At 42.4% G+C, this 25,422-nt stretch carries 20 protein-coding genes; 18 read left to right on the top strand and 2 right to left on the bottom strand.

Annotation, left to right across the window (positions count from 1 at the left end):
* Positions 1 to 27 precede the first annotated feature (27 nt).
* The 8 genes from KTO63_RS22905 (at position 28) to ilvA (ending at position 10,688) form a co-directional block, all read left to right on the top strand.
* On the top strand, positions 28 to 1,542 hold the full coding sequence (locus tag KTO63_RS22905) for an ATP-binding cassette domain-containing protein (protein ID WP_217794287.1): 1,515 nt from the start codon (positions 28 to 30) through the stop codon (positions 1,540 to 1,542).
* A gap of 13 nt (positions 1,543 to 1,555) precedes the next feature.
* Positions 1,556 to 2,671 (top strand): 3-isopropylmalate dehydrogenase, encoded by a 1,116-nt coding sequence (leuB, locus tag KTO63_RS22900; RefSeq protein ID WP_217794286.1) that lies wholly within the window; start codon positions 1,556 to 1,558, stop codon positions 2,669 to 2,671.
* Positions 2,672 to 3,317: 646 nt separating this feature from the next.
* On the top strand, positions 3,318 to 4,997 hold the full coding sequence (ilvD, locus tag KTO63_RS22895) for a dihydroxy-acid dehydratase (RefSeq protein ID WP_217794285.1): 1,680 nt from the start codon (positions 3,318 to 3,320) through the stop codon (positions 4,995 to 4,997).
* A 120-nt stretch (positions 4,998 to 5,117) separates the two neighbouring features.
* Positions 5,118 to 6,875, top strand: coding sequence for a biosynthetic-type acetolactate synthase large subunit (gene ilvB, locus KTO63_RS22890; RefSeq protein ID WP_217794284.1), 1,758 nt, complete (start codon positions 5,118 to 5,120; stop codon positions 6,873 to 6,875).
* A gap of 139 nt (positions 6,876 to 7,014) precedes the next feature.
* The gene (gene ilvN, locus KTO63_RS22885) at positions 7,015 to 7,605 is read left to right on the top strand and encodes an acetolactate synthase small subunit (protein WP_217794283.1); all 591 of its coding nucleotides are present in this window, start codon (positions 7,015 to 7,017) and stop codon (positions 7,603 to 7,605) included.
* Positions 7,606 to 7,713: 108 nt separating this feature from the next.
* A complete protein-coding gene (locus KTO63_RS22880) occupies positions 7,714 to 8,199 on the top strand; it encodes a DinB family protein (protein ID WP_217794282.1) in 486 nt (161 codons plus the stop codon).
* Between the two features lie 54 nt (positions 8,200 to 8,253).
* Entirely contained in the window at positions 8,254 to 9,303 is a 1,050-nt protein-coding gene (ilvC, locus tag KTO63_RS22875) for a ketol-acid reductoisomerase (protein ID WP_217794281.1), read from the top strand.
* A gap of 128 nt (positions 9,304 to 9,431) precedes the next feature.
* Complete coding sequence (gene ilvA / locus KTO63_RS22870; protein WP_217794280.1) at positions 9,432 to 10,688, top strand: threonine ammonia-lyase; 1,257 nt, start codon at positions 9,432 to 9,434, stop codon at positions 10,686 to 10,688.
* A gap of 129 nt (positions 10,689 to 10,817) precedes the next feature.
* Here ilvA and KTO63_RS22865 read toward each other — a convergent pair whose 3' ends face one another.
* Positions 10,818 to 10,988, bottom strand: a complete 171-nt coding sequence (locus KTO63_RS22865; protein WP_217794279.1) for a hypothetical protein — start codon at positions 10,986 to 10,988, stop codon at positions 10,818 to 10,820.
* A gap of 360 nt (positions 10,989 to 11,348) precedes the next feature.
* Positions 11,349 to 12,122, bottom strand: a complete 774-nt coding sequence (locus KTO63_RS22860) for an NIPSNAP family protein (protein ID WP_217794278.1) — start codon at positions 12,120 to 12,122, stop codon at positions 11,349 to 11,351.
* A gap of 176 nt (positions 12,123 to 12,298) precedes the next feature.
* On the opposite strand from KTO63_RS22860, the gene KTO63_RS22855 reads away from it, so the two are divergent.
* The 10 genes from KTO63_RS22855 (at position 12,299) to KTO63_RS22810 (ending at position 25,403) form a co-directional block, all read left to right on the top strand.
* Positions 12,299 to 12,916, top strand: a complete 618-nt coding sequence (locus tag KTO63_RS22855; RefSeq protein ID WP_217794277.1) for a porin family protein — start codon at positions 12,299 to 12,301, stop codon at positions 12,914 to 12,916.
* A gap of 170 nt (positions 12,917 to 13,086) precedes the next feature.
* Complete coding sequence (locus KTO63_RS22850) at positions 13,087 to 14,160, top strand: 3-oxoacyl-ACP synthase III family protein (protein WP_232373297.1); 1,074 nt, start codon at positions 13,087 to 13,089, stop codon at positions 14,158 to 14,160.
* Positions 14,161 to 14,197: 37 nt separating this feature from the next.
* Entirely contained in the window at positions 14,198 to 14,638 is a 441-nt protein-coding gene (locus KTO63_RS22845; protein WP_217794276.1) for a nuclear transport factor 2 family protein, read from the top strand.
* A gap of 146 nt (positions 14,639 to 14,784) precedes the next feature.
* Positions 14,785 to 15,477 (top strand): aspartate/glutamate racemase family protein, encoded by a 693-nt coding sequence (locus KTO63_RS22840; protein ID WP_217794275.1) that lies wholly within the window; start codon positions 14,785 to 14,787, stop codon positions 15,475 to 15,477.
* A gap of 5 nt (positions 15,478 to 15,482) precedes the next feature.
* Positions 15,483 to 16,010, top strand: coding sequence for a peroxiredoxin (locus KTO63_RS22835; RefSeq protein WP_217794274.1), 528 nt, complete (start codon positions 15,483 to 15,485; stop codon positions 16,008 to 16,010).
* 502 nt (positions 16,011 to 16,512) lie between these two features.
* Entirely contained in the window at positions 16,513 to 21,027 is a 4,515-nt protein-coding gene (gene gltB, locus KTO63_RS22830) for a glutamate synthase large subunit (RefSeq protein WP_217794273.1), read from the top strand.
* Positions 21,028 to 21,189: 162 nt separating this feature from the next.
* A complete protein-coding gene (locus KTO63_RS22825) occupies positions 21,190 to 22,692 on the top strand; it encodes a glutamate synthase subunit beta (RefSeq protein WP_217794272.1) in 1,503 nt (500 codons plus the stop codon).
* A gap of 351 nt (positions 22,693 to 23,043) precedes the next feature.
* A complete protein-coding gene (locus tag KTO63_RS22820) occupies positions 23,044 to 23,571 on the top strand; it encodes a hypothetical protein (protein ID WP_217794271.1) in 528 nt (175 codons plus the stop codon).
* A gap of 334 nt (positions 23,572 to 23,905) precedes the next feature.
* On the top strand, positions 23,906 to 24,442 hold the full coding sequence (locus tag KTO63_RS22815; protein ID WP_217794270.1) for a hypothetical protein: 537 nt from the start codon (positions 23,906 to 23,908) through the stop codon (positions 24,440 to 24,442).
* 124 nt (positions 24,443 to 24,566) lie between these two features.
* A complete protein-coding gene (locus KTO63_RS22810) occupies positions 24,567 to 25,403 on the top strand; it encodes a DUF2911 domain-containing protein (protein ID WP_232373296.1) in 837 nt (278 codons plus the stop codon).
* Positions 25,404 to 25,422 lie beyond the last annotated feature (19 nt).

Genomic DNA, 25,422 nt, shown 5'->3' with positions numbered 1-25,422 from the left:
GTGTCATCTGTGTGCAAACAAAATTTAATGACCACCACTTCAACGATAGTAAACAATATTAAACTCACATGGCTTGGAAAAGCTGTGCTGGATAATATTTCGTTTACGCTTAACAAAGGCGAACACCTTATGATTACAGGTGTTTCGGGAAGTGGTAAAACATTGCTTGCCAAAGCTATTGCCGGAAAAATTTTCCACGAAGGAACGATTGCTTTTCATGATGATGATGGCAATGCTGCTCAACCACACATCATTATGGTGGATCAGCATTACCACTTTAAGAACCGCTCCAATGTCAGCACCTTCTATTACCAGCAAAGGTTCAATAGCATGGATGCGCAGGACGCAGCTACTGTAAGGGAAGAATTGGAAAATTGTGCGGCCGTACAGACGGATGATAATCCGTCTCTGCATGCAGATAATTATGCGTCTCTGGAGACAGATAATTATCTGTCTCTACTTGACATGGCGCATCGAATAGACGCGCCTTTGTTGCAATTATCCAGCGGCGAACACAAACGCTTTCAAATCATCAAAGCTTTACTGCAAAAGCCTGATGTATTGATACTCGACGAACCGTTTGTTGGTTTGGATATTGAAACAAGAAAAAAATTAAAAACGCTGATCAACGAATTAGCAGCAAATGGTACAACATTCATCATCATTTGCGATCATGCGGATGTGCCATCGGCTATCACGCACGTTGCGTATCTGCAAGACGGACATCTGAAAGAATTTGCGCCAGCCAAATCATTTGATTTTCTTCCCGCCGTCGCTTCCAACACTGTGCGCACCGTACAGACGGATAATTATCCGTCTCTGCAATGCGATTTTTCTACCACCATAGAAATGAAAAACGTTTCTGTGAAATATGGTGAAAAAGAAATTCTACATAACATTGACTGGAAAGTGAATCGTGGAGAAAAATGGTTACTGAAAGGTCACAATGGTGCAGGAAAATCTACACTCCTAAGTTTAATCACCGGCGATAATCCACAGGCATACGCAAACGAAATCTATTTGTTTGACAAACGCCGAGGTTCCGGTGAAAGCATCTGGGACATTAAGAAAAATATCGGTTATGTTTCTCCTGAACTGCAATGGTACTTTGATAATACGGTAAACTGTTTCCAGGCGGTTGCTTCCGGATTATTTGATACAATAGGTTTATTCAAACACATCAATAAAGAACAGGAAGAGCAGGTAAATAAATGGCTCGACTATTTCGAACTAACTGCTTATGGGTCCAAATTATTATCGGCTCTTTCTGCCAGCCAGCAGCGACTTGCTTTGTTAGCAAGAGCAATGGTTAAAAATCCTCCCCTGCTCATTCTTGACGAACCATGCCAGGGATTGGATCAACTACAAAAAAACAATTTTATAGAATTGGTAGATGCTTTGTGTGAGGACGATCAGCGAACACTTATTTACGTAAGCCACTACGCGGAAGAAGTTCCGGCGGCGGTAAATAAAATGATTCTTCTCGAACACGGCAAAGCAACTATACAAGAGTACCCACAAAAAAATTTATTAACTGCTTAATTAAACACATACTATGAACAAGAAAATAGCTGTCATTTTAGGAGATGGTATCGGACCAGAAGTTACACAACAATCTATTAAAGTATTGGACGCTGTAGCAAAACAATACGGTCACGAATTTCATTACACAGAGTGTTTAATGGGCGCAGATGCCATTGACAAAACCGGCAATCCTCTGCCAGACGAAACAATCGAAGTTTGTCTTAACAGCGATGCCATTTTATTCGGAGCAATAGGTCACCCCAAATACGATAACGATCCTAATGCAAAAGTTCGTCCTGAGCAAGGCTTACTGAAGCTTAGAAAATCGTTACAACTGTTCGCAAACATCAGGCCCGTAATTACGTACCCTTCTCTGCAACACTTATCACCATTGAAAGCTAAGCAACTGGAAGAAGTTGATTTCATCATCTTCCGCGAACTTACAGGTGGTATCTACTTTGGCAAGAAGGAAACAAACGAAGAAAAAACGTATGCTTTTGATGAGTGCTCTTACAGCCGCGAGGAAATTGAAAGAGTGGCACATCTTGCATTTCAGTATGCACAGAAGAGAAGAAAAAAATTAACGTTGGTCGACAAGGCCAACGTTCTTGAAACTTCAAGACTTTGGAGAAAAGTTATCCAGGAACTTGCTCCGCAATATAGCGACGTAGCGGTTGATTTCCTTTTCGTGGACAACGCTGCTATGCAGATCATCGTGAATCCAAAACAATTTGATGTGGTGCTTACTGAAAACATGTTTGGCGACATCATCAGCGATGAGGCAAGCGTGATCAGCGGTTCACTTGGTTTATTGCCATCTGCATCTGTAGGAAACGGTTCTGCATTGTTCGAGCCAATACACGGTTCTTACCCGCAGGCGGCTGGTAAAGACATTGCGAATCCTTTGGGTTCTATCCTTTCCGCTGCAATGTTGCTTGATCACTTTGGATTAAACAAAGAGGCACAAGTTGTTCGCGAAGGTGTAGAATGGACCATCAACAATAAATTCGTTACAAAAGATATCGATCCGGTTAATTTCTATTTCACCTCCACTATCGGCGACCTGATCGCAGATTTTGTGAGCAATAAAATTCCGGGAGATATTAACCAGGCAAATATTGAGTTGAGAAAGTCAACGATAATCTAGTTGAGAGTGGAGAATGGAGAGTTGAGAGTTATATTTTAGTTGCGGTTTTTCATTAAAAATTTAACTCTCAATTCTCAACTTTCAACTCTCCACTAAAAAAAGTTCTTTGTTTTCTAAACAGGCGGTTGTATATTCGCTTTTATAACACACTTCATGTTACAAAGCAGAATACATAATGTCATTAGCCAAATCGCAATTATTATTGTGGTGGTTGTCATTATTATTCCTGCAATTAACGGAGGTGGTATCTAAGTATAAAGTAAGTAATGCGATATATAAGACCCGCCTCCAAAAAGGCGGGTTTTTTGCTTTTAGGCGGTAAACCAATTGGCACACGGATGACACAGATTAGACGGATTTACACGGATATTGTTGGTCAACATTAGTTCTTTGATTAAGCTTTACTTGCGACGCTCCGTTCAGCTGTTGTAATTCTATTGATCTATTGAAGTTTGTTCAATAAAGAATTAAAAGCTGAAGTGAGTGACACAACTATGCTTAATAGTAGTAATACAGATCGTCCAAAAGAAAACTAACTTACGCGCCTTTGCTCCTTACGAAGCTTTGCCTGCCCGACGAAAGTCATTCAGGCGGGCGTGAAAAAATATTGATAACGTCATATAAAATATAAATCAACGGCTCAACCATGGAACTTAATAAATACTCGAAAACATTAACTCAAGACGAAACGCAACCTGCGGCGCAGGCTCAGCTGTATGCAATTGGCTTTAAAGAAGAAGATTTTCAGAAGGCACAGGTCGGCATCGCAAGCATGGGTTTCGATGGCAACCCTTGTAATATGCACTTGAATGACCTGTCAAGAGTCATTAAGAAAGGTGTGTGGGACAATGGTCTTGTGGGTCTTGTTTTCAATACCATTGGCGTAAGCGATGGTATGAGTAATGGTACAGATGGTATGCGTTATTCATTGGTGAGCCGCGACGTAATTGCAGATTCTATTGAAGCAGTTTGCGGTGCACAATATTATGATGGATTGATCACCGTTCCCGGTTGCGACAAAAACATGCCGGGTTCTTTGATAGCAATGGGTCGCTTGAATCGCCCTTCTATCATGGTGTACGGCGGCACAATTGCTCCGGGACATTATAAAGGACAAGATTTAAACATTGTATCTGCATTTGAAGCCTTGGGACAAAAGATCGCAGGTACTCTTGACGAAGCAGATTTCAAAGGTATCATACAACATGCCTGCCCTGGTGCCGGCGCTTGCGGCGGTATGTACACGGCAAACACAATGGCCGCAGCTATTGAAGCATTGGGCATGAGCCTTCCTTATTCTTCTTCAAACCCTGCATTAAGCGAAGAGAAAAGAAAAGAGTGTGAAGACGCAGGTAAAGCAATTCGTTTACTGCTTGAAAAAGATATCAAACCAAAAGATATCATGACGCGTAAAGCATTCGAAAATGCAATCGTGACGATCATGGTAACTGGCGGCAGTACCAACGCGGTTCTTCACCTGTTGGCAATGGCAAAAGCTGTTGACGTAGAATTGTCACAGGATGACTTCCAAACAATCAGCGATCGCATTCCTGTATTGGCTGATTTCAAACCAAGCGGAAAATATTTAATGCAGGATCTGCATGAGCATGGCGGTATTCCTGCTGTAATGAAATACTTACTGAGCAAAGGTTTGCTGCATGGCGATTGTTTAACTGTAACAGGTAAAACATTAGCAGAAAATCTTGCAGAAGCTCCTGCTCTTGATTTCGACAAACAAAAAATCATTTTGCCCCTGGAGACTCCAATAAAAGCTACAGGGCACTTACAAATATTATACGGCAACCTCGCAGAAGGCGGAAGCGTTGCTAAGATCTCCGGTAAAGAAGGTGAGCGTTTTGAAGGACCGGCAAGAGTTTTCGACGGAGAACATCACTTAATTCAAGGTATACAAAGCGGCCGCGTTCACGCTGGTGACGTGGTTGTAATCAGAAATATTGGTCCTAAAGGCGCACCGGGCATGCCGGAAATGTTGAAACCTACCTCTGCTATTATTGGCGCAGGTTTGGGTAAATCTGTGGCATTGATCACAGACGGCAGGTTTAGCGGTGGCACACACGGATTCGTCGTCGGTCACATCACTCCTGAAGCTTTTTCAGGTGGTTTGCTGGCATTCGTTGAAGATAATGACACCATTGAACTGGATGCTGTAAAAAATACCATCACGTTGAAAGTTTCAGATGAAGTGATTGCAAAAAGAAAAGCCAACTGGAAGCAACCGGCACTGAAAGCAACAAAAGGTCTTTTGTACAAATATGCAGTATCAGTGAAATCGGCAGCAGAAGGTTGTGTAACGGACGAAGCTTAATGAGTGGAGAGTTGAAAGTTGAGAATTGAGAGTGAAAAACTCCCAAGGAAAAAACAACTAACAATAATCAACTAGCAACTCTCAACTCTCAATTCTCAACTCTCAATTAAAATAGAAATCATGACAAACGCAACTACATTAGAAGCAAAAACGCCCAAAGCAATTCCGCACTCATCTGGCAAGCAGGTGGATGAGGTAACAGGTTCGCAGGCGGTGTTGGAAGCTTTTATTGCTGAAGGCGTGGACACTATATTTGGTTACCCCGGTGGTGCCATAATGCCTATCTACGATGCACTATACGATTATCACGATCGTTTAAAACATATACTTGTTCGCCATGAGCAAGGCGGTATTCACGCTGCTCAAGGTTTTGCAAGAACATCCGGGCGCACAGGTGTAGTTTTTGCTACCAGCGGCCCGGGCGCTACTAATCTTGTAACAGGCTTGGCAGACGCTATGATCGACAGCACGCCACTTGTTTGTATCACAGGCCAGGTGTTTGCTCACCTGCTCGGTACAGATGCATTCCAGGAAACAGATGTAGTGAACATCACAACACCCGTTACCAAATGGAACTACCAGATAACCGATGCAACAGAAATACCTTCTGTGTTGGCGAAAGCGTTCTACATTGCGGGAAGCGGAAGGCCAGGTCCGGTGCTGATCGACATCACTAAAAATGCGCAGCTGCAAAAGTTTGCTTACCAGGGTTACACACCTTGCAAACATATCCGCAGCTATCGCCCAAAACCAATCGTTCGTAAAGAATTTGTTGAAGAAGCAGCGAAGCTGATCAATGCAGCAGAGAAACCGTTCATCCTGTTTGGCCAGGGCGTTATTCTTGGAAAAGCAGAAAAAGAATTCAAAGCCTTCATTGAAAAAACTGGTATTCCTTCTGCATGGACGGTGCTTGGCTTAAGCGCATTGCCTACAGATCACCCTCTGAATGTGGGCATGCTGGGTATGCACGGCAACTACGGCCCCAATGTGTTGACAAATGAATGCGATGTATTGATCGCCATCGGTATGCGCTTCGATGACCGCGTTACCGGACGTTTGGATAAATATGCAAAACAGGCCAAAGTAATCCACCTCGATATTGATCCTTCTGAAATAGATAAGAACGTAAAATCAACCGTTCCCGTTTGGGGCGATTGCAAAGAAACCTTGCCAATGCTTACTCAACTCGTTGAGAAAAAAGAACACAAAGCATGGCTGGCGAGATTCAACGAATACACAAGGCAGGAAGTAGAAGCTGTTATACATGATGAGCTGAACCCAACATCAGAAATCCTGACTATGGGCGAGGTTATCAAAACAGTAAATGAATTGACGAATGGAGACGCAGTTATTGTAACGGATGTGGGCCAGCACCAAATGGTGGCTTGCCGTTACGCAAAATTCAATCAATCGAAAAGCAATGTAACCTCTGGTGGTTTGGGTACAATGGGCTTTGCGTTGCCGGCAGCGATCGGTGCGAAGTTCGGAGCGCCTGACAGAACTGTTGTTGCAGTGATCGGTGACGGTGGTTTCCAAATGACATTGCAGGAACTTGGTACCATCATGCAAAGCGAAGTGAACGTTAAGATCCTTATTCTTAACAACCGTTTCCTTGGTATGGTGCGTCAGTGGCAGCAATTGTTCCATGACAAACGCTATTCATTTGTGGACATCCAAAGTCCGGACTTTGTAATGTTGGCCAAATCTTATGGCATTGCAGGAAAATCAATCGACCAAAGAACTGATTTGAAAGCTGCCGTAACAGAAATGATCAACCACAATGGCTCCTTCCTTCTGGAAGTAATGGTAGGAAAAGAAAACAACGTTTTCCCAATGGTACCACAAGGTTGCAGCGTAAGCGAAATTCGTTTGAAATAAAGAATACACTAGCACACAGATGACACAGATTGGACTGATTTGCACGGATTTTTAAAGATCGAATGCAATCAGTCAAAAGAAAAAAATCATTGAAAATCAGTCCAGATCAGCGTCATCAGTGTTCCAATAAAAAACAGATATGTCAAAACAAGAATTCACAATAACGGTATACACAGAGAACCAGATCGGTTTACTAAATCGTATTGCGATCATGTTCTCCAGACGTAAAATAAATATCGAAAGCCTGAACACCTCTCCTTCCGAAGTAGATAGCGTTCACCGCTTCACCATCGTGATCAACGAATTTGAAGAAGTAGTAAAAAAACTGGTTCGTCAAATCGAGAAACAGGTGGAAGTATTAAAAGCATACTACAACACAGAAGACGAGATCGTGTGGCAGGAAATGGCTTTGTACAAAGTGCCAACAGATATAATTGCAGAAAAAGTAAAAGTGGAAAGACTGTTGCATCAATATGGAGCAAGAGCAGTTGTGATCCGTAAAGATTACACCGTGTTCGAAACAACAGGTCACCGCGAAGAGTTGGAAGGCTTGATAAAAGCATTGGAACCGTATGGCCTGATTGAATTTGTTCGCAGTGCAAGAATTGCGATCATCAAGGCAAGCAAAGGTTTCCACGAAAAATTAAAAGAATTTGAAGAACACGAACCCGGCGAAGAAGTGATAGAGAATGAGTTTTTGGATAAGCAGGATGAAGTGTTTACGATGTAGTTGTTAGTTGATGGTTGTTAGTTGCTAGACTTTATTACAAAGTCATTCCTAATAACGAATAACCGTCAATAAAGTCTAACAACTAATAACTAACAACAAACAACTCAAATGCAATACGCTTTAAAATACATCAGAAGAATCAACGAAAATTTCATCGAGCTCATGAGCGATCTAACCATCGAGCAACTCAATGAAATACCGGAAGGTTATAACAACAATATCATCTGGAATTTCGGGCATATTGTGAACACAACACCTGCATTGTGTTATTTGCGCACTGGTGTTGATACAACTTTTCAGGTTCCGCTTTTGGCGAAATACAACAGAGGAACAAAACCAGGTGATTTTGTAACGAAAGAAGAATTTGAAGAATTAAAAGGTCTCGCATTTTCATATTTGGATAAAATCGAAAAAGATTACGCGAACGGCGTGTTTAACAAGATTACTCCATTTGCAACTATCACCTTCAAGTATGAAATGGCAACAATGGATGAGCTACTTACTTGTATCACGGCGCATGTGAGCCTGCACTTAGGTGTAGCCAATGCGATGAAGAAACTGGTTAAACAAAAAGCACTAACAACTAATAACTAACAACGAACAACTTGTTCGAATCATAAATCTCAAATAAAACACAAATAAACAATCATGGCTAAATTAAATTTTGGCGGCGTTGAAGAAAACGTAGTAACAAGGGAAGAGTTCCCACTTGCCAAAGCACAGGAAGTTTTGAAAAATGAAACAGTAGCAGTTATCGGCTACGGCGTACAAGGTCCTGGTCAGGCACTTAACCAAAAGGATAACGGTATCAACGTAATCGTTGGTCAGCGTAAGAACTCTAAAACATGGGATAAAGCGATCGCTGATGGCTTCGTACCAGGTGAAACTTTGTTCGAAATCGAAGAAGCTTTGCAACGCGGTACCATCATTTGTTACCTGCTTAGCGATGCTGCTCAAATTGCATTGTGGCCAACAGTTCAAAAACATTTAACTCCGGGTAAAGCATTATACTTCTCTCACGGTTTCGGTATCACTTTCAACGAGCAAACTGGTATCGTTCCTCCAAAAGATGTGGACGTATTCTTGGTAGCTCCAAAAGGTTCTGGTACTTCACTTCGCAGAATGTTCTTGCAAGGTCGTGGTTTGAACAGTAGCTACGCAATCTTCCAGGATGCAACTGGTAAAGCAAAAGAAAGAGTAATCGCTCTTGGTATCGCTGTAGGTAGCGGTTACCTGTTTGAAACAGATTTCAGAAAAGAAGTGTATAGCGACCTTACAGGTGAGCGTGGTACTTTGATGGGTGCTATCCAGGGTATCTTCGCTGCACAATATCAAGTGTTGCGTGATAAAGGACACACTCCTTCTGAAGCATTCAACGAAACTGTTGAAGAGTTGACTCAATCATTGATGCCATTGGTTGCAGAAAATGGTATGGATTGGATGTATGCAAACTGCTCTACTACAGCTCAACGTGGCGCATTGGATTGGTGGAAAAAATTCCGCGATGCTACAGCTCCTGTTTTCAGAGATTTGTATGAAAGCGTTGCTACAGGTCAAGAATCTCAGCGTTCTATCGACAGCAACAGCCAGGCTGATTACCGCGAAAAACTGGATGCAGAATTGAAAGAACTTCGTGAAAGCGAAATGTGGCAGGCAGGAAAAACTGTTCGCAGTCTGCGCCCTGAAAATCAGAAGTAATACATTGGCACACGGATGACACAGATTTGACTGATGACCGCGGATTTTATGTGCTAAACATAGTTAACCGAAAATAATCAGTGAAAATCAGTCCAATCAGTGTCATCTGCGTGCTAAAAAATCAAAAAATGAACACAGATACTCACACCAAGCCAACGCTCAATTTCCACGATGCTGCGTTCAGGTTAAAAAAGGTGGTCACCAAAACACCACTAATGTTGAACGCTAACCTGTCTCGCCGTTACAATGCGAATATTTACCTCAAACGCGAGGACCTTCAAATTGTACGTTCCTACAAAATTCGTGGCGCTTACAACATGATGAGCCAGCTCCCACAGGATCAACTGGAGAAAGGCATTACTACAGCGAGTGCAGGCAATCATGCGCAGGGCTTTGCGTTTAGTTGCAAAAAACTAAACATCAAAGGTGTTGTGTTCATGCCTATTGTTACGCCCAAACAAAAAGTGAATCAAACGAAAATGTTTGGCGAAGACAATATCGAAATCAAACTAATTGGCGACACATTCGATGACTGTGCCGCTGCTGCAAAAAAATATACTGAAGAAAACGGAATGACCTTCATTCCACCTTTTGATGATTATCGCATCATCGAAGGCCAGGGAACAGTTGCCGTAGAAGTACTCGAAGATCTTTCCAATGTTGATTACGTGTTCGTGCCCATAGGTGGTGGTGGATGCGCATCGGGCATCGGCACTTACTTCAAAACTTTTTCCCCACAAACAAAAATTATTGGCCTCGAGCCTGAAGGTGCGCCTTCTATGCTGGAAGCTTTAAAAGCCGGTCACCCCGTTACACTCAGCGACATTGATCGCTTCGTAGACGGCGCTGCGGTAAAACGCGTAGGTGATCTTACGTTCCAAATTTGTAAAGAAGTATTGGATGATATGCATTTGGTTCCGGAAGGAAAAATATGCACAACAATCCTTAAATTGTATAACGAAGATGCAATTGTTGCAGAACCGGCAGGCGCTTTGTCAATTGCAGCACTTGATGATTATGCTGAACAGATCAAAGGCAAGAACGTTGTATGCATCGTAAGTGGTAGCAATAACGATATTGACCGGATGCCGGAGATCAAAGAACGCTCTTTACAATACGAAGGCCTGAAACATTATTTCCTTATCCGCTTCGTACAAAAGCCAGGTGCATTGCGCGAGTTCCTGAACAAAGTGCTGGGACCAACAGATGACATCACCCGCTTTGAGTACATGCAGAAAACAAACAAGGAAAGCGGCCCTGCCCTTGTAGGTATAGAGTTACAGAAAAAAGAAGACTACAACTCTCTGCTTGAACGCATGAAAGAATGTAAGATCGACTTCACAGAATTGAACAAACACGATACACTATTTGGTTATTTGGTGTAACGTACAACATATTCGACGCGTGGTACATATAAGCTTTTCAGAAATGGAAGGCTTTTTTTGTGTCGGCGCAGATATGCAGCATAGGCCTGTGCGGATGCCTATCTGTGCCAGCAAAAAAAGCAGTGGCCTCTATGCGATCACCCAGAAATAATACAATGCTCCCCACACGAGTAAGAAAAAAATGATGATTCCGAGGTCGCCTTTTACATCGCTCCAGGATTTTTTCTTGATGAGCATTTGATAAACGAGAAAGAATGGCAGGGCTAAAATGGCGAATCCGTAACGGAAGAAGAAATACATATTCAAAGGGTTTAGGTTGGTCAAATGTAAGGCGAGCGGGTGGTTATTGCAATTCTCCGTTCGATGTTTTTTGCACAGCACTTCACCCACAAGATTGCTTCGCCCGAACGCTGTAATGTAAGCCTTCATTACCCATCCAATCACTACGCTCGGCCGGTCTCGCAATGACGGTCCGGTCCTGTTGAGTTTTGTCAGACTGTTTGTTAAAACAACTTCAGGGTGTTGCCCGTCTTTGCGAGCCCAGCCGAGCTTAATGATCGCAAACAAAATGCAGCCCCTTATAAAACAATCGGGCGAAGCAATCTCCCTCTCCAAGTGCCCCCCCTTCTAATTCCTAATTCCTATTTCCTATTTCCTTGGCTACAGTTCCGAGTACACTGTCGGCCGCAAAAATATAATCTCCGCCTTCGAAACATTGTTCTTATACTCCTCCATAGCAAACAGTTTCTTCACCGAAGGATCATCGCTAAAGGCTTTCCAGTGTTCATCGCGACTCTTCCTGTTATCGTACGTTGTCAGGTACATAAGATTGGGCATATGACTGCCGGCAATAACTTCCCCATAAAACACACTATTAAATCCAAGCCTTGAAAAAATATCAATCTCGCCGCCCTGGTTAAACATCTTCACTTTATTCCCGTATAGTTTTTCGGTTGGGCTTTCATAGCTTCTTAGTTCATACAGTCTTTCGCTTTTAGGAGATTGTAAGCCGGAAGCTGTTAGCTTGGGTGCCAGCTCAAATGCATATAGCAAAATACTTTCCGTGCGGGTGTAAGGCGCTTTGTTATAAGCGGCGTCTAAGTAGGCGCTTCCATTTTGCAGGTAATCTTTATCTGAGTTCAATTTTTTATCCGTAGACGTAAACTCATCCAATGACTTGAATGGCGTCAAAACATACAAGACCTTTTCCGCGGCCGTATCGTTTGCGATGGCCTTAAAAACACCCACCGTTCTTATGCCCACCTTATGTATGGCCGGAATATAAGCCTGGCTAAAGTAATTGTCCAATATCTTTTCCTGAATGGAATCTTTATAGTGATACACTTTCAACTCATAATACTCCCTTTTTGTTTTTTGCGAAAAAGAAAGGTTGCTGATGATCGTTAGTGCAAATAAATAAACGAGGTGTCGCATCGTACAAATTTTGTTTAAGATAAAAGAGAATTTCTCATATAGGAAAAATACTTCTTTTATATCAAGTACTTGCCCCCAAACAACTTATTGCTCAAACCCTTATTTTCGCGGCCGTAATCCATAGGCGCCTGCGGGCACTTTATGAAAAACTATTTTTAAACAATCAATTTGTAACTATGAAAAAGACAATTTTATTCGTTCTTTTTATTGCTGCAACACAATGCATCTTCGCTCAAAAAGTTGACCTTGGTTTTAAGATCCACCCATTAGTTGGCTGGTTCAACGGAACAGAAGGAAACGCAACAGCTGGCGGTCCGCGCATCGGTTACTCCTACGGCGTTATGGGCGATTTTTATATTAGCGACAACTACGCTTTTGCAACCGAACTAGCTATTACAAATATTACCGGCAAATTAGATTATTTGGGCAGCAAGGAGAACCAGTTAAAAATGCGTCTTTCTTATGTGGACCTTCCTATTTCATTAAAGCTGAAAACAAATAAATCTTCGTCTAACCCATTCAGATATTACGGACAGTTTGGTTTTATGCCAAGCTTTAAAATAGGTGGCAAAATAAAAAATGATGCGGGAGATCAAACAAGCATTTCAAGCGATTTACAGCCTGTTAAAGCAAGCTTGCTGATTGGCGGCGGTACAGAATATACGCTGCAGGATAATACTCGTTTGTTGTTAGGTATTACTTACAACAGCGGCCTTAGCAACGTGTTCAAGAAATCAGAAGGCTTCTCCTCAAAAGTATCTTACATCGCATTGAATGTTGGAGTATTCTTTTAAAATTCCTTTATATACAATTTGAAAAACCCTGCAATGCAGGGTTTTTTATTTGCCCGACCCCGAACATCTTAAGCGTTAAAACTGCAGGTATTTGTGTTTCCTTTATGCACTTTGCCTTTGTATAAGACGTACCTTCATTGAAACAATACGTTCACCCATATCTCCCTATTATGTCAACTATAATTACTGGTACTGGCAGCTACATTCCATCCATAACTAAGTACAATAAAGAATTTGCTATCAACAGTTTTTATACAGAAAACCATGAGGCGCTTAAGCAGGACAACCTTGAGATCATTGAAAAATTCGAAAAAATAACGGGCATTGAAGAGAGGCGATATGCACCCGTAAATGTCACTGCATCAGATATGGCAGCCAGTGCCGCTTTACTTGCCATTCAGGATGCAGGTATTGATCCGGAGACCATCGACCAGATCATTGTTGCACATAATTTTGGAGATGTAATTAAACATACCATTCAAACAGATGCGGTGCCCTCACTTGCTTCGCGGGTAAAACATACACTTGGCATAAAAAATCCGGCTTGTATTCCCTACGATATTTTGTTTGGATGCCCCGGCTGGGTGCAGGCGCTCATACAGGCTCATGCATTCATGCAGGCGGGCGTGGCAAAAAAATGCCTGGTCATAGGAACAGAAACCCTGAGCCGCGTAATAGATTCACATGATAGAGATAGCATGATATTTAGTGATGGTGCCGGGGCATGCATACTCGAATTGAAGGATGATGGAGAAAAACAACAAGGCATCATTGGCGTCAGTGCAAGATCCTACGCTATCGACGAGCTAAATTACATTTACCTGGGCAAGTCTTATTTTCCAGAGTCAGACAGCCGCATTCGCTACATAAAAATGCAGGGACGAAAAGTATATGAGTTTGCATTAAAATTTGTGCCAGATGCTATCAAGGTTTGTCTTGAAACCAGCAACGTTGCCATAGCAGACGTGAAGAAGATCTTTATTCACCAGGCAAATGAAAAAATGGATGAAGCGATCATTACAGCTTTGTATAAACTTTATGGAATTAATGATGCTCCGTTGGATGTAATGCCAATGAACATTAAGGAACTTGGCAACAGCTCAGTGGCCACCATACCCACACTATTTGATATGGTGCTCAAATCCAATGTAGCGGGACATTCTGTCGCATCGGGAGATATTATTGTTTTCGCATCAGTAGGTGCCGGAATGAATATCAATGCCATTTGCTACAAAATGCCATAAATAACAACCACCAATTTGTTATTCGAAATATACACCAATGGACAAAGACCTTATCATTCAAACCATCGTCAATCTTTTCAACGGTGCAGATAAACATGACTGGGAAATGGTAAAAAACAGTTTCTGTGAAAATGTGTTGCTGGATTATTCATCTCTCAGCGGCCAACGAGCCTCTACCCTTTCCTCATCGGACATCACAAATTCCTGGATAGACTTTCTACCGAAGTTTGCATTCACCATCCACATGCTCACCAACTTTGAGGTTAACATGCAGGGAAACAAAGCCACAGCTTTCTGTAAAGGTCAGGCGGTGCATCATTTACCAAATGCGCAAGGCGGCGACTTGTGGATTGTATATGGCACATATGATTTCGCGCTGGACAACCACGGAGGCAATTGGCACGTTTCTTCTATGAAGTTGAATCTGCTTTACCAGGATGGGAACAAACAGCTTCCTGTTTTGGCAATGGCAAATTGACTGTGACACCAGAAATGTATTTCGTGCATGAAGGCTTCGACAGGCTCAGCCTGACAGCGCGACCGGGGTGTCAGGCTGAGCCTGTCGAAGCCCCGTTAAACATAGGCGATGCAGCCCTCACGTAGAAACATTAAAACATTCGTAAAATGAAAATACTAGGACTAATCGGTGGGATAAGCTGGGTTTCAACAGTTGACTATTACAAACTCATTAATGAAGGTGTCAATAAAGAACTGGGCGATCTCAATTTTGCCGAGTGCATGATCTATTCCTTCAATTACGAAGACATTAAACGCAATAATGAAGCGAACGATTGGGACCGAACCTTCGCCATGCTTTCAAAGGCTGCGGAACATTTGCAGAACAGTGGTGCATCAGCTATATTGCTTTGCGCAAGCACGATGCATATGATTGCCGATAAATTGCAAGCGCATATTCAATTGCCGGTGATTCACATTGGCACCGTAACTGCGGATGCGATACAAAAGCAAAACATTAAAAAAGTAGGATTGCTGGGAACAAAATTCACCATGGAGTGCGACTTCTTTACATCGAAGCTTGCAGCAAAGAATATCGAGGCAATTATTCCAGATAGTGAAGACAGAGAATTCATTCACCACACGATTTTTTATGAGTTGGGAAAAAATGTATTTCTTCCGGAAACAAAACAACGCTATCTCAATATCATCAGCAAGCTCATTGAAAATGGCGCTGAAGGCATTATTTTAGGTTGTACAGAAATTCCATTGCTGATCCGCCAAAACGATGTTTCGGTACCGGTTTTCAACACAACACTTATCCACGCAGAAGCAGCCGTTCAATTTGCACTCGATAAATAATTTTTATGCAAAAGATATTCGCCTTACTGGTTTGCAGCATTTTGATTATTTCCTGTAAAGGGCAGTCAAAACAATTAGATGTTGGAGACACCATCCCTATGTTTTCATTGAAAAATCAAAATGATAGTTTGTTCAATGTTGCAGACTACATTGGCAAGAAAAAGCTGGTCATTTACTTTTATCCAAAAGACGAAAGCCCGGTTTGCACCAAAGAAGCCTGTTCATTTCGCGATAGCTATACAGATTTCACCAATGCCGGAGCGATTGTAGTGGGCATTAATTCTGGAAGTGTGAAAAGCCATCATGATTTCATTACAAATCATCAATTGCCTTTTACACTCCTGAGCGATCCGGACAATAAGGTTTTGAAGATGTTTGGCGTGAAGGGAAAATTCTTTCTTACCGGAAGGAAAACATTCGTTGTTGATCTTACTGGAAAAATCGTCTATACTTTCGACTCGTTTAGCAACGGTAGCGCACATTCGGAAAAGACACTGCAGTTCCTTAAAGACGAGACCAAGATTCAACACTAAGGCACTAAGGACACTTAGCCGCACTAAGGGCTGCCCAATGTTGCAGTTTCTCTCAGTGAATCTTAGTGGCCTTAGTGACTTAGTGGTAATAACAAAGACCGCCCTATGGTGTGTTCGAGATCTTTACGAGACATATGTCTCTAACACCCAACACATTATCCTCATTTTACATATCTCGTAAATGTCCCAAGCGGATTTTACTGAAACTCACCCGCCAACGCATTCGCTTTTTACGCGTTTTTTCACTAAATTGAATTAAGATTAAAATCTGCCCGAAAAAGTCATTTCTGAAAAATATCCAAATAATTCACAAAAAAATAAATTTAAAATAATGATATGCTCGATAAAATATTGCATATCTAACAATTTAGTGAAATAAGTGAATTATATTTGTAGTCTGCCAATGAAATAATGCTTGTCCTAATGCACAAGTAACCAAACTAACGGATTGCAACAAAACTGTTGTGGTAATAATTCTCTTAACAAAAACTATTGCGCTGCTATGGCAAGTAACGTTGGATTGTATTCTCCCGAATTTGAGCGTGATGCGTGCGGGATTGGGTTCGTCGCCAATATAAAAGGCAACAAGAACCATCAGGTTGTTTCTGACGCGTTAACCATCCTGGAAAACATGGAACACCGCGGAGCCTGTGGTTGCGAAAGCAACACTGGCGATGGAGCGGGTATCCTCATCCAGATTCCTCACGAATTCTTCTTTGAAGAGTGTATTAAACTTGGTGTGCACCTCCCTGCTTACGGCAGATACGGTGTGGGCGCCATCTATTTTCCAAAGGAAATTAAACTGCGTGAAGAATGCCGTGATATTTTCATTCGCAGTGCTGAAAAGCTCGGCCTTGAAATTATTACCTGGAGAAAAGTTCCGGTTAATCCTGATGACATCGGACCTACGGCATTGTCTGTAGAACCAGAAATGGAACATGTGTTCATCGCATGCCCGGATCACATCAGCAATCCTGAAGATTTCGAACGTAAATTATTTGTGCTGCGCAATTATGCACAACACACCATCAATAGTACTGTTAAAAAAGATGCTATCGGTTTCTACGTAGCGTCTCTTTCTTATAAAACACTGGTGTACAAAGGTCAGCTTACCAGCGGACAGGTACGCCATTACTTCCCTGATCTTAGCAACAAAAGTGTAGTAAGCGCCTTCGGCCTTGTACACTCCCGTTTTGCTACCAACACCTTCCCATCATGGAAACTGGCGCAGCCGTTCCGTTATGTGGCGCATAATGGTGAGATCAACACCCTTCAAGGTAACCTCAACTGGCTTAAAACAAGCGAAAAAGGTTTCACATCTCCTTACTTCTCTAAGGAAGAAATGGAAATGTTGTTGCCGCTTGTTACAGACGGTCAGTCTGACTCTGCCTGCCTCGACAACATGATCGAATTGCTTACACTTTGTGGCCGCTCACTGCCTCACGTAATGATGATGCTGGTGCCGGAAGCATGGGATGGCAACGAGGAAATGGACCCAATTAAAAAAGCATTCTACGAATACCACTCTGCAATGATGGAACCATGGGATGGCCCTGCGTCTCTGTCATTCACAGATGGAAAGATCATTGGTGCTACGCTTGACAGAAACGGTCTTCGCCCTTCCCGTTATTGCGTTACTACAGATGACCGCGTAATCATGGCTTCTGAAACAGGTGCATTGCCTGTTGATCAGCGCCTGGTGAAAGAAAAAGGTCGCCTGCAACCGGGTAAAATGTTCGTGGTAGATATGGAACAAGGTCGCATCATCAGCGATGATGAACTGAAAGCAAATATCTGCGGACAAAAACCTTACGGTGAATGGTTGAACAAATACAAGATCCGTTTGGAAGAATTGCCTGAACCTCGCGTTATGTTCACTCACCTTGAAAGCGAGCAGGTTTTCAAATATCAAAAAGCATTTGGTTACTCAACCGAAGATCTCGAAACAATCATCGCTCCAATGGCGATCGATGGTAAAGAACCAATCGGTTCTATGGGAACTGACGCGCCTTTGGCCGTGTTGAGTGATCAACCACAACATATCACCAGCTATTTTAAACAACTTTTCGCGCAGGTAACAAATCCGCCAATCGATCCTATCCGTGAGCGTTTGGTAATGTCACTTGCAACATTTGTTGGTAATAACGGAAATCTTCTTGTAGAAGATCCGCTTGCTTGTCATAGTGTAGCGCTCAAACAGCCTGTACTTAATAACCATGAGCTGGAGCAGATCAGAAGTATTGATACAGGCATTTACCAGGCTAAAACTTTGCAGTGTTATTTCCGTGCCGATGGCAAACCGGGTTCATTGCAAAAAGGCCTTGACCGCCTTTGCCGCTATGCGGTAGATGCTGCGGAAGATGGTTTCGAAGTATTGATCCTTTCCGACAGAGCGATCGATTCAGATCACGCTGCCATTCCTTCATTGCTGGCAACTGCAGCAGTGCACCACCACCTGATCCGCAAAGGATACCGTGGCCGCGTAGGTTTGGTAGTAGAAGCAGGAGACGTGTGGGAAGTACATCACTTCGCATGTTTAATAGGTTTCGGTGCCACAGCCATTAACCCTTATCTTGCTATTTCCTCTATCAGAGACATGAAGTTGAGCGGTAAACTGCAATCGGATCTGGAAGTTGATTACCTGAAAAAGAATTACGTGAAAGCCGTTAACGACGGACTTTTGAAAGTATTCTCCAAAATGGGTATCTCTACTTTGCAATCTTACCAGGGTGCGCAGATATTCGAGATCATTGGTATCAATAAAACAGTAGTGGACAAATATTTCACCGGCGCTACATCCCGCATTGAGGGTATGGGCCTTGATGAAATTGCACGCGAAACTTTGACCAAACACAAATACGCTTTCAGCAAAAAAGAAACGCCGGTCGACAGATTGTCTGTAGGTGGAGTTTACCAATGGAAACGTAAAGGCGAGTTCCACTTGTTCAACCCAACCACTATTCACTTGCTGCAACACTCTACTCGCATGAACGATTACAACACGTTCAAGAAGTATTCAAAAGCAGTAAATGACCAGGGTGAGAAAGCGGCTACATTAAGAAGTCTTTTCCAATTCAAACATCTCCGTCCTTCTATTTCCATTGATGAAGTAGAACCGGCAGAAAAAATATACAAACGCTTCGCAACAGGTGCCATGAGCTTCGGTTCTATTTCCTGGGAAGCGCACACTACACTTGCTGTTGCAATGAACCGCCTCGGTGGTCGCAGCAATACAGGTGAAGGCGGCGAAGATGAAAGACGCTATGATAAAATGGCCAACGGCGATTCTATGCGTTCTTCCATCAAACAGGTTGCCTCTGCACGTTTTGGTGTAACGAGCTTATACCTTACTGAAGCAGACGAGCTGCAAATTAAAATGGCGCAAGGTGCAAAACCAGGTGAAGGTGGACAGTTGCCAGGTCATAAAGTTGACGACTGGATCGGTAAAACCCGTCACTCTACACCGGGTGTAGGTTTGATCTCTCCTCCTCCGCACCACGACATTTATTCAATTGAAGATTTGGCCCAATTAATATTCGATCTTAAAAATGCCAACCGTGCTGCACGTATCAGCGTGAAGCTGGTATCTAAAGCAGGTGTTGGTACCATTGCTGCCGGTGTTGCAAAGGCAAAAGCAGACGTGGTTTTGATCGCAGGTTATGATGGTGGTACAGGTGCGTCTCCATTGAGCTCTATCAAGCACGCAGGTTTGCCATGGGAACTTGGCCTTGCAGAAGCGCAGCAAACTTTGTTGAAAAACAGGTTGCGTAGCCGCGTGGTATTGCAGGCTGACGGACAAATGAAAACAGGCCGTGACATTGCCATCGCTGCATTGCTAGGCGCTGAAGAATGGGGTGTTGCAACTGCTGCGCTGGTAGTAGAAGGTTGTATCATGATGCGTAAATGTCACCTGAACACTTGTCCGGTAGGTGTTGCTACACAAGATCCTGAGTTGAGAAAAAGATTTACAGGCGATGCTGATCACGTAGTGAACTTCTTCAAATTCCTTACACAGGAATTGAGAGAGATCATGGCTGATCTTGGTTTCAAAACTGTAGAAGAAATGATTGGTCAGGTGGAACATCTTGAAGTAAGAGACAACATCGACCACTGGAAGTACAGCAAGTTGAACCTCGCTCCTATCTTATACAAAGAGCCAACTGCAGAGTTCACAGGTATGTACAACATGGAAGAGCAGGATCACCTGATGCAAAACATCCTTGACTGGAAATTGCTCGAAGCTGCTAAACCTGCATTGGAGAAAAAGGAAAAAGTAAAAGCTTCTTTCGACATCATCAATACAGACAGAACTACAGGTACTGTTCTTTCTAACGAAATAACTAAAATATACAGAGCGGCTGGTTTGCCGGAAGATACCGTTCACATCAAACTTACCGGAACTGCCGGACAAAGCTTTGGTGCATTCAATACAAACGGTGTTACACTGGAACTGGAAGGTGACGCGAATGACTACTTCGGTAAAGGTCTTAGCGGAGCCAAGCTGATAGTTTATCCTTCTAAACAGGCAAGCTTTGTTCCTGAAGAAAATATTTTGATTGGTAACGTTGCTTTCTATGGCGCTACATCCGGAAAATCTTACATCCGCGGTAAAGCAGGAGAAAGGTTTGCGGTTCGTAACTCAGGCGCACAAGCCATTGTAGAAGGCGTGGGCGACCACGGTTGTGAATACATGACCGGAGGTACCATAGTAATTCTCGGCAGCACAGGAAGAAACTTTGCTGCGGGTATGAGTGGTGGTATCGCTTACGTATACGATGTGAAAGGAACATTCCCTGGCAACTGCAACATGGAAATGATCGACCTTGATCCGGTTGGTCACGACGATGTTGAAAGTTTAAGGAAAATGATCCAGGAACATTACGACTACACAGGCAGCACCGTTGCAAAATTTGTACTGGACGATTTTGAAAACCAGTTACAACATTTTGTAAAAGTATTCCCGAAAGATTACAAGAAAGCCTTGAAGGAATCAAAAGGTGTAAAACAGAAAGTGTAACGAAGAAATTAGCCACAGAAACACAGATGTACAGAGAATACAAAGTTTCTCTACAAATAAAACTAAGTAATCTCAGTACTTCTGTACCTCAGTGGCAAATAAAAGAGATCGAAGATCTCCCTGTCAAATAACTATCAACTAACAACCAACAACTATAAAAAGATGGGCAAACCAACAGGCTTTTTAGAGTTCACAAGAGAGTTGCCGAGCAAACGCCCGGTAGCAGAGCGTAAAAAGGATTACAACGAATTTGTAAACAGATATTCTGACACACAGCTCAATCAACAGAGCGCAAGATGTATGGACTGTGGCGTTCCGTTTTGTCACAGCGGTTGTCCTTTGGGAAACGTTATTCCTGAATTCAACGACGCTGTCTACAGAAAAGAATGGAAAGAAGCATACGACATTTTAACGTCGACAAATAATTTCCCTGAATTTACAGGTCGCATTTGCCCAGCTCCGTGTGAGCATGCATGTGTGTTAGGCATCAATCAACCTGCCATTGCGATTGAAGAAATTGAAAGACACATTATTGAAATTGCTTTCGATAAAGGCTTTGTGCAACCACGCACACCAAATGTACGCACCGGCAAAAAGGTAGCGGTAATTGGTTCAGGCCCTGCTGGTCTTGCAGCTGCAGCGCAATTAAACTATGCTGGCCATTCTGTAACAGTTTTTGAAAGAGATGACGCAGCGGGCGGCTTGTTGCGCTATGGCATCCCTGATTTCAAACTGGAAAAATGGGTGATCGACAGAAGAATTAAAGTAATGGAAGATGAAGGCGTTTCTTTTAAATACAATGCCAACGTAGGCGTTAATGTAAAAGTAGACGACATCTTAAGAGAATACCATGCGATCGTATTGACCGGCGGTTCTACCGTTCCAAGAGATTTGAAAATCCCAGGACGTGAACTGAATGGTGTTCATTTCGCAATGGACTTCCTGAAACAACAAAACAAACGCAATGCTGCAAAAGATCCTTTGGCTAATGCAGCAATCGAAAGCAATATATTGTCTGAGCATGTGTTTGCTACTGATAAGAATGTGGTGGTGATCGGTGGTGGTGATACAGGTAGTGACTGCGTGGGAACTTCAAACCGTCATGGCGCGAAATCCATCACACAGTTCGAACTGATGCCAAAACCATCTTCTTCACGTACACCATTCATGCCTTGGCCAACTTACCCAATGATCATGAAAACATCTACTTCTCACGAAGAAGGTGCAGACAGGGATTGGGCGATTGGCACCAAAGAGTTTATTGGTGATGGCAAGGGCAATCTGAAAGGCTTGAAAACAGTAAAACTTGAGTGGAAGTTTACAGAAGACGGCCGTCCTGCACAGTTTGTAGAAGTGCCGGGCAGCGAAAAAGAAATTCCTTGCGAATTGGCTTTATTAGCAATGGGCTTTGTACATCCGCAACACGTAGGTATGCTGAAAGAACTGGGCATTAATCTTGACGAAAGAGGAAACGTTCAGGCTTCTGAAAAAGCTTACCAGACAAATATACAAAAAGTGTTCACGGCTGGCGATATGCGCCGTGGTCAGTCCTTAGTAGTTTGGGCCATCAGCGAAGGAAGAGAATGCGCCCGCAAAGTAGACGAGTTCCTTATGGGCTTCTCTCTGCTTGAAAGCAAGGACATGAATCTCGAACTGGCTCTCTAATTATTGCTTGATTTTTTCTCAACTTATCTGCCATATGTCTGCCCTCTCGGGAAGTTTCCCGGGAGGCTTTTTTTTGCTAATAACTGAGTAACTGAATAATTGAATAACTGAGGATTTGAATGTAAGAGCAGACTTACTTTACCAGACTAAGCTGGTTGTTAGATTTTAAGGGCTTTCCTGCCATCAACTATCAACTATCAACTATCAACATTTACTAACTTTTCCTCACCACGTCCTAAGTGTTTCTTACTAAAACGCATTTATATCGTTCAATTAAATTGGAAGTATATAAATGTCCGCTTACTTTAGCAGCGTTTACACGAAACACCACTAAACTTTAAAATTCAAACTATGAAAACAAAAGGTCTTTTGTTTGGCTTAATTGCTATTGTTTCTACTTTCACACTCGGTTCTTGTAAAAAAGACAACACTCCCTCTAACTCTTTTTCCTACAATTCTCAAAGCTATGAAACGCTCTATGCGTTTGGGGCCGGCGAATCCAGTGGAAGCGCATCGTATACCGATGTAACTTTTCTCTCTTATAATCCAACCCTCTCTGCTACTACCACTAAAGTTTCCGCTGGCTTCATTGAGTTCGGCTCTTTTCCTCTGGCAGCAGGAACATACACCTATAAAGCTTTTGACGATCCAGCATTTGATGCCACAAAAAACTTCGCGGATGCAGATTTTGGAATAAACATGAACTTTAAAGACGGAGATTATGATGATGCAAGCGGTACTCAATTAAACGAAGCTGATATCACTTCAGGTACAATAACCGTTGAGAAAAGCGGAGACGTGTACACTTTTACCTACAATATCACTTATAAAACAGGTACAGTTTCAGGAAGATACAATGGCAAGGTTACTGGGCTTTAGGCCTTGGTTGAATAACTGAATTACTGAATAATTGAAGTCTTAAATTCAGACGTGCAGGGGTTCTTTTCAATCATTCAATAATTCAATCAGTCAATGACTCAATGATTTGACTCTGATACATATTTTTCGTGATTTATAGTTGTAGAAGCCGCAATTACCGTTGCGGCTTTCTTTTTTTGGATTTTACCCATTCACCTCAAACACCATGAATATCAACAAATTGTGGTAGAAATCGGTCTTTTTTGAAAGAACCTGGGTGGATAAATAGCAGATAATACCAATGCAGCGGTTAATTTTGTTTAAATTAATGTGTTAGTGTAAACAAAACCCCTGAATGAAAACACGTCTTCTAACATCTTTATTGCTATCGTTTATTTATTTGCTGACATTAAGCTCGTGTCAAAAAGAGCAAAATGACAGCAGCAACTATCTTTTTCATAATACCGACAAGTACTCTATTCCCTTTGGCACCTTTACCAATAAAGATGGTTCGGGCATGCAAATGGCGCTTTCGTCTCTTGACTTTCATTTCACTCATGTTTATATCGGCCCATGCTACTATGTAAACATCTTCCTTAAAGACAATTCTATAGCAGACGGAAGATATACTACGGGCAACTTCACTTTTAAAAGCCACAACGATTCGTCCTTTGACTCCACGAAAAATTTTGATGCAGCAACGGTCATACTTAATCGCACATATCAGCATGACACCCTTTATACAGATGGTACAACGTTCAACTTGCTTACCAACGGAACGGTGTCGATCAATAAACACGTCGACTGGTATGATATCACATACGAACTTCACTACGGTTCAGAATTGATCACAGGAAACTTTTCGGGCAAGCTGTACAATAACAACCACTAATAATTGAAAATTGAAAGTTGAAAATGGAAAATGAGGGGGCACGCAATTCAAAGCTCCATTTTCAATTTTCAACTTTCAACTTTCAATTGCTCTTCGCCCCTACCTTTGCGTCAAATTTTAGATCATGAAAAAACTCTTTATTGCTTGTTGCTTATTGGGCGCATTACATTTTGACATGTCTGCACAGGGCCTGAAGGTTCCGGCTCCTTCCCCAACGCAAACCATAAAACAGGATTTCGCATTGTCTTCCATCGAAATCACTTACTCAAGACCGGTAGTAAATGGCAGAAAAATTTTTGGTGATCTTGTGCCTTACGGCAAATTATGGCGCACCGGTGCAAATGGCGCTACGAAAATCGCATTCGGCGAAGATGTTACCATTGGCGGACAAAAAGTGAAAGCTGGCGAATACGCCCTGTACACTATTCCAAATGCCGGCGAATGGGAGATCATTCTTAACACGGGCGTAAAAAATGGCGGCGTAGTTGGTTATAAAGAATCTGAAGATGTGGCAAGATTCAAAGTAAAATCAAACAAATTGAAAGCTGCGGTTGAGTCATTTACCATAGAAGTGGCCGATGTAAAATCAAACACGGCTACTATTAATATTATATGGGATAAAACTTCTGTAGGCATCCCGGTAAGTGCTGATATCGACGGAAAGATCATGGCCCAGATCCAGGAGAACATGAAATCAGACAAGCCGGCTTACTTCCAGGCAGGTATGTATTATGTACAAAGCAACAAAGATTTAAACCAGGCTATCACATGGTTCGACAAGGCTATCGAGCAACAACCTAAGGCGTTCTATGTCTATTACCAAAAAGCAAAGGCCCTCGCTGCGCTTGGTAAAAAAGAAGAAGCAAAAGCAACAGCTCAGAAATCCATCGAGCTATCGAAAGAGGCAGGCAATGAGGATTATGTTGCACTCAACGAAAAATTGCTAGCGACGCTAAAGTAGGTGCATAGCCCTGACATTA

This window comes from Pinibacter aurantiacus, assembly GCF_019130065.1.
Classification (GTDB): Bacteria; Bacteroidota; Bacteroidia; order Chitinophagales; family Chitinophagaceae; genus Pinibacter; species Pinibacter aurantiacus.
The sequence above is the reverse complement of the archived record's forward strand: the minus strand, read 5'-3'. Positions and strand labels throughout refer to the sequence as shown.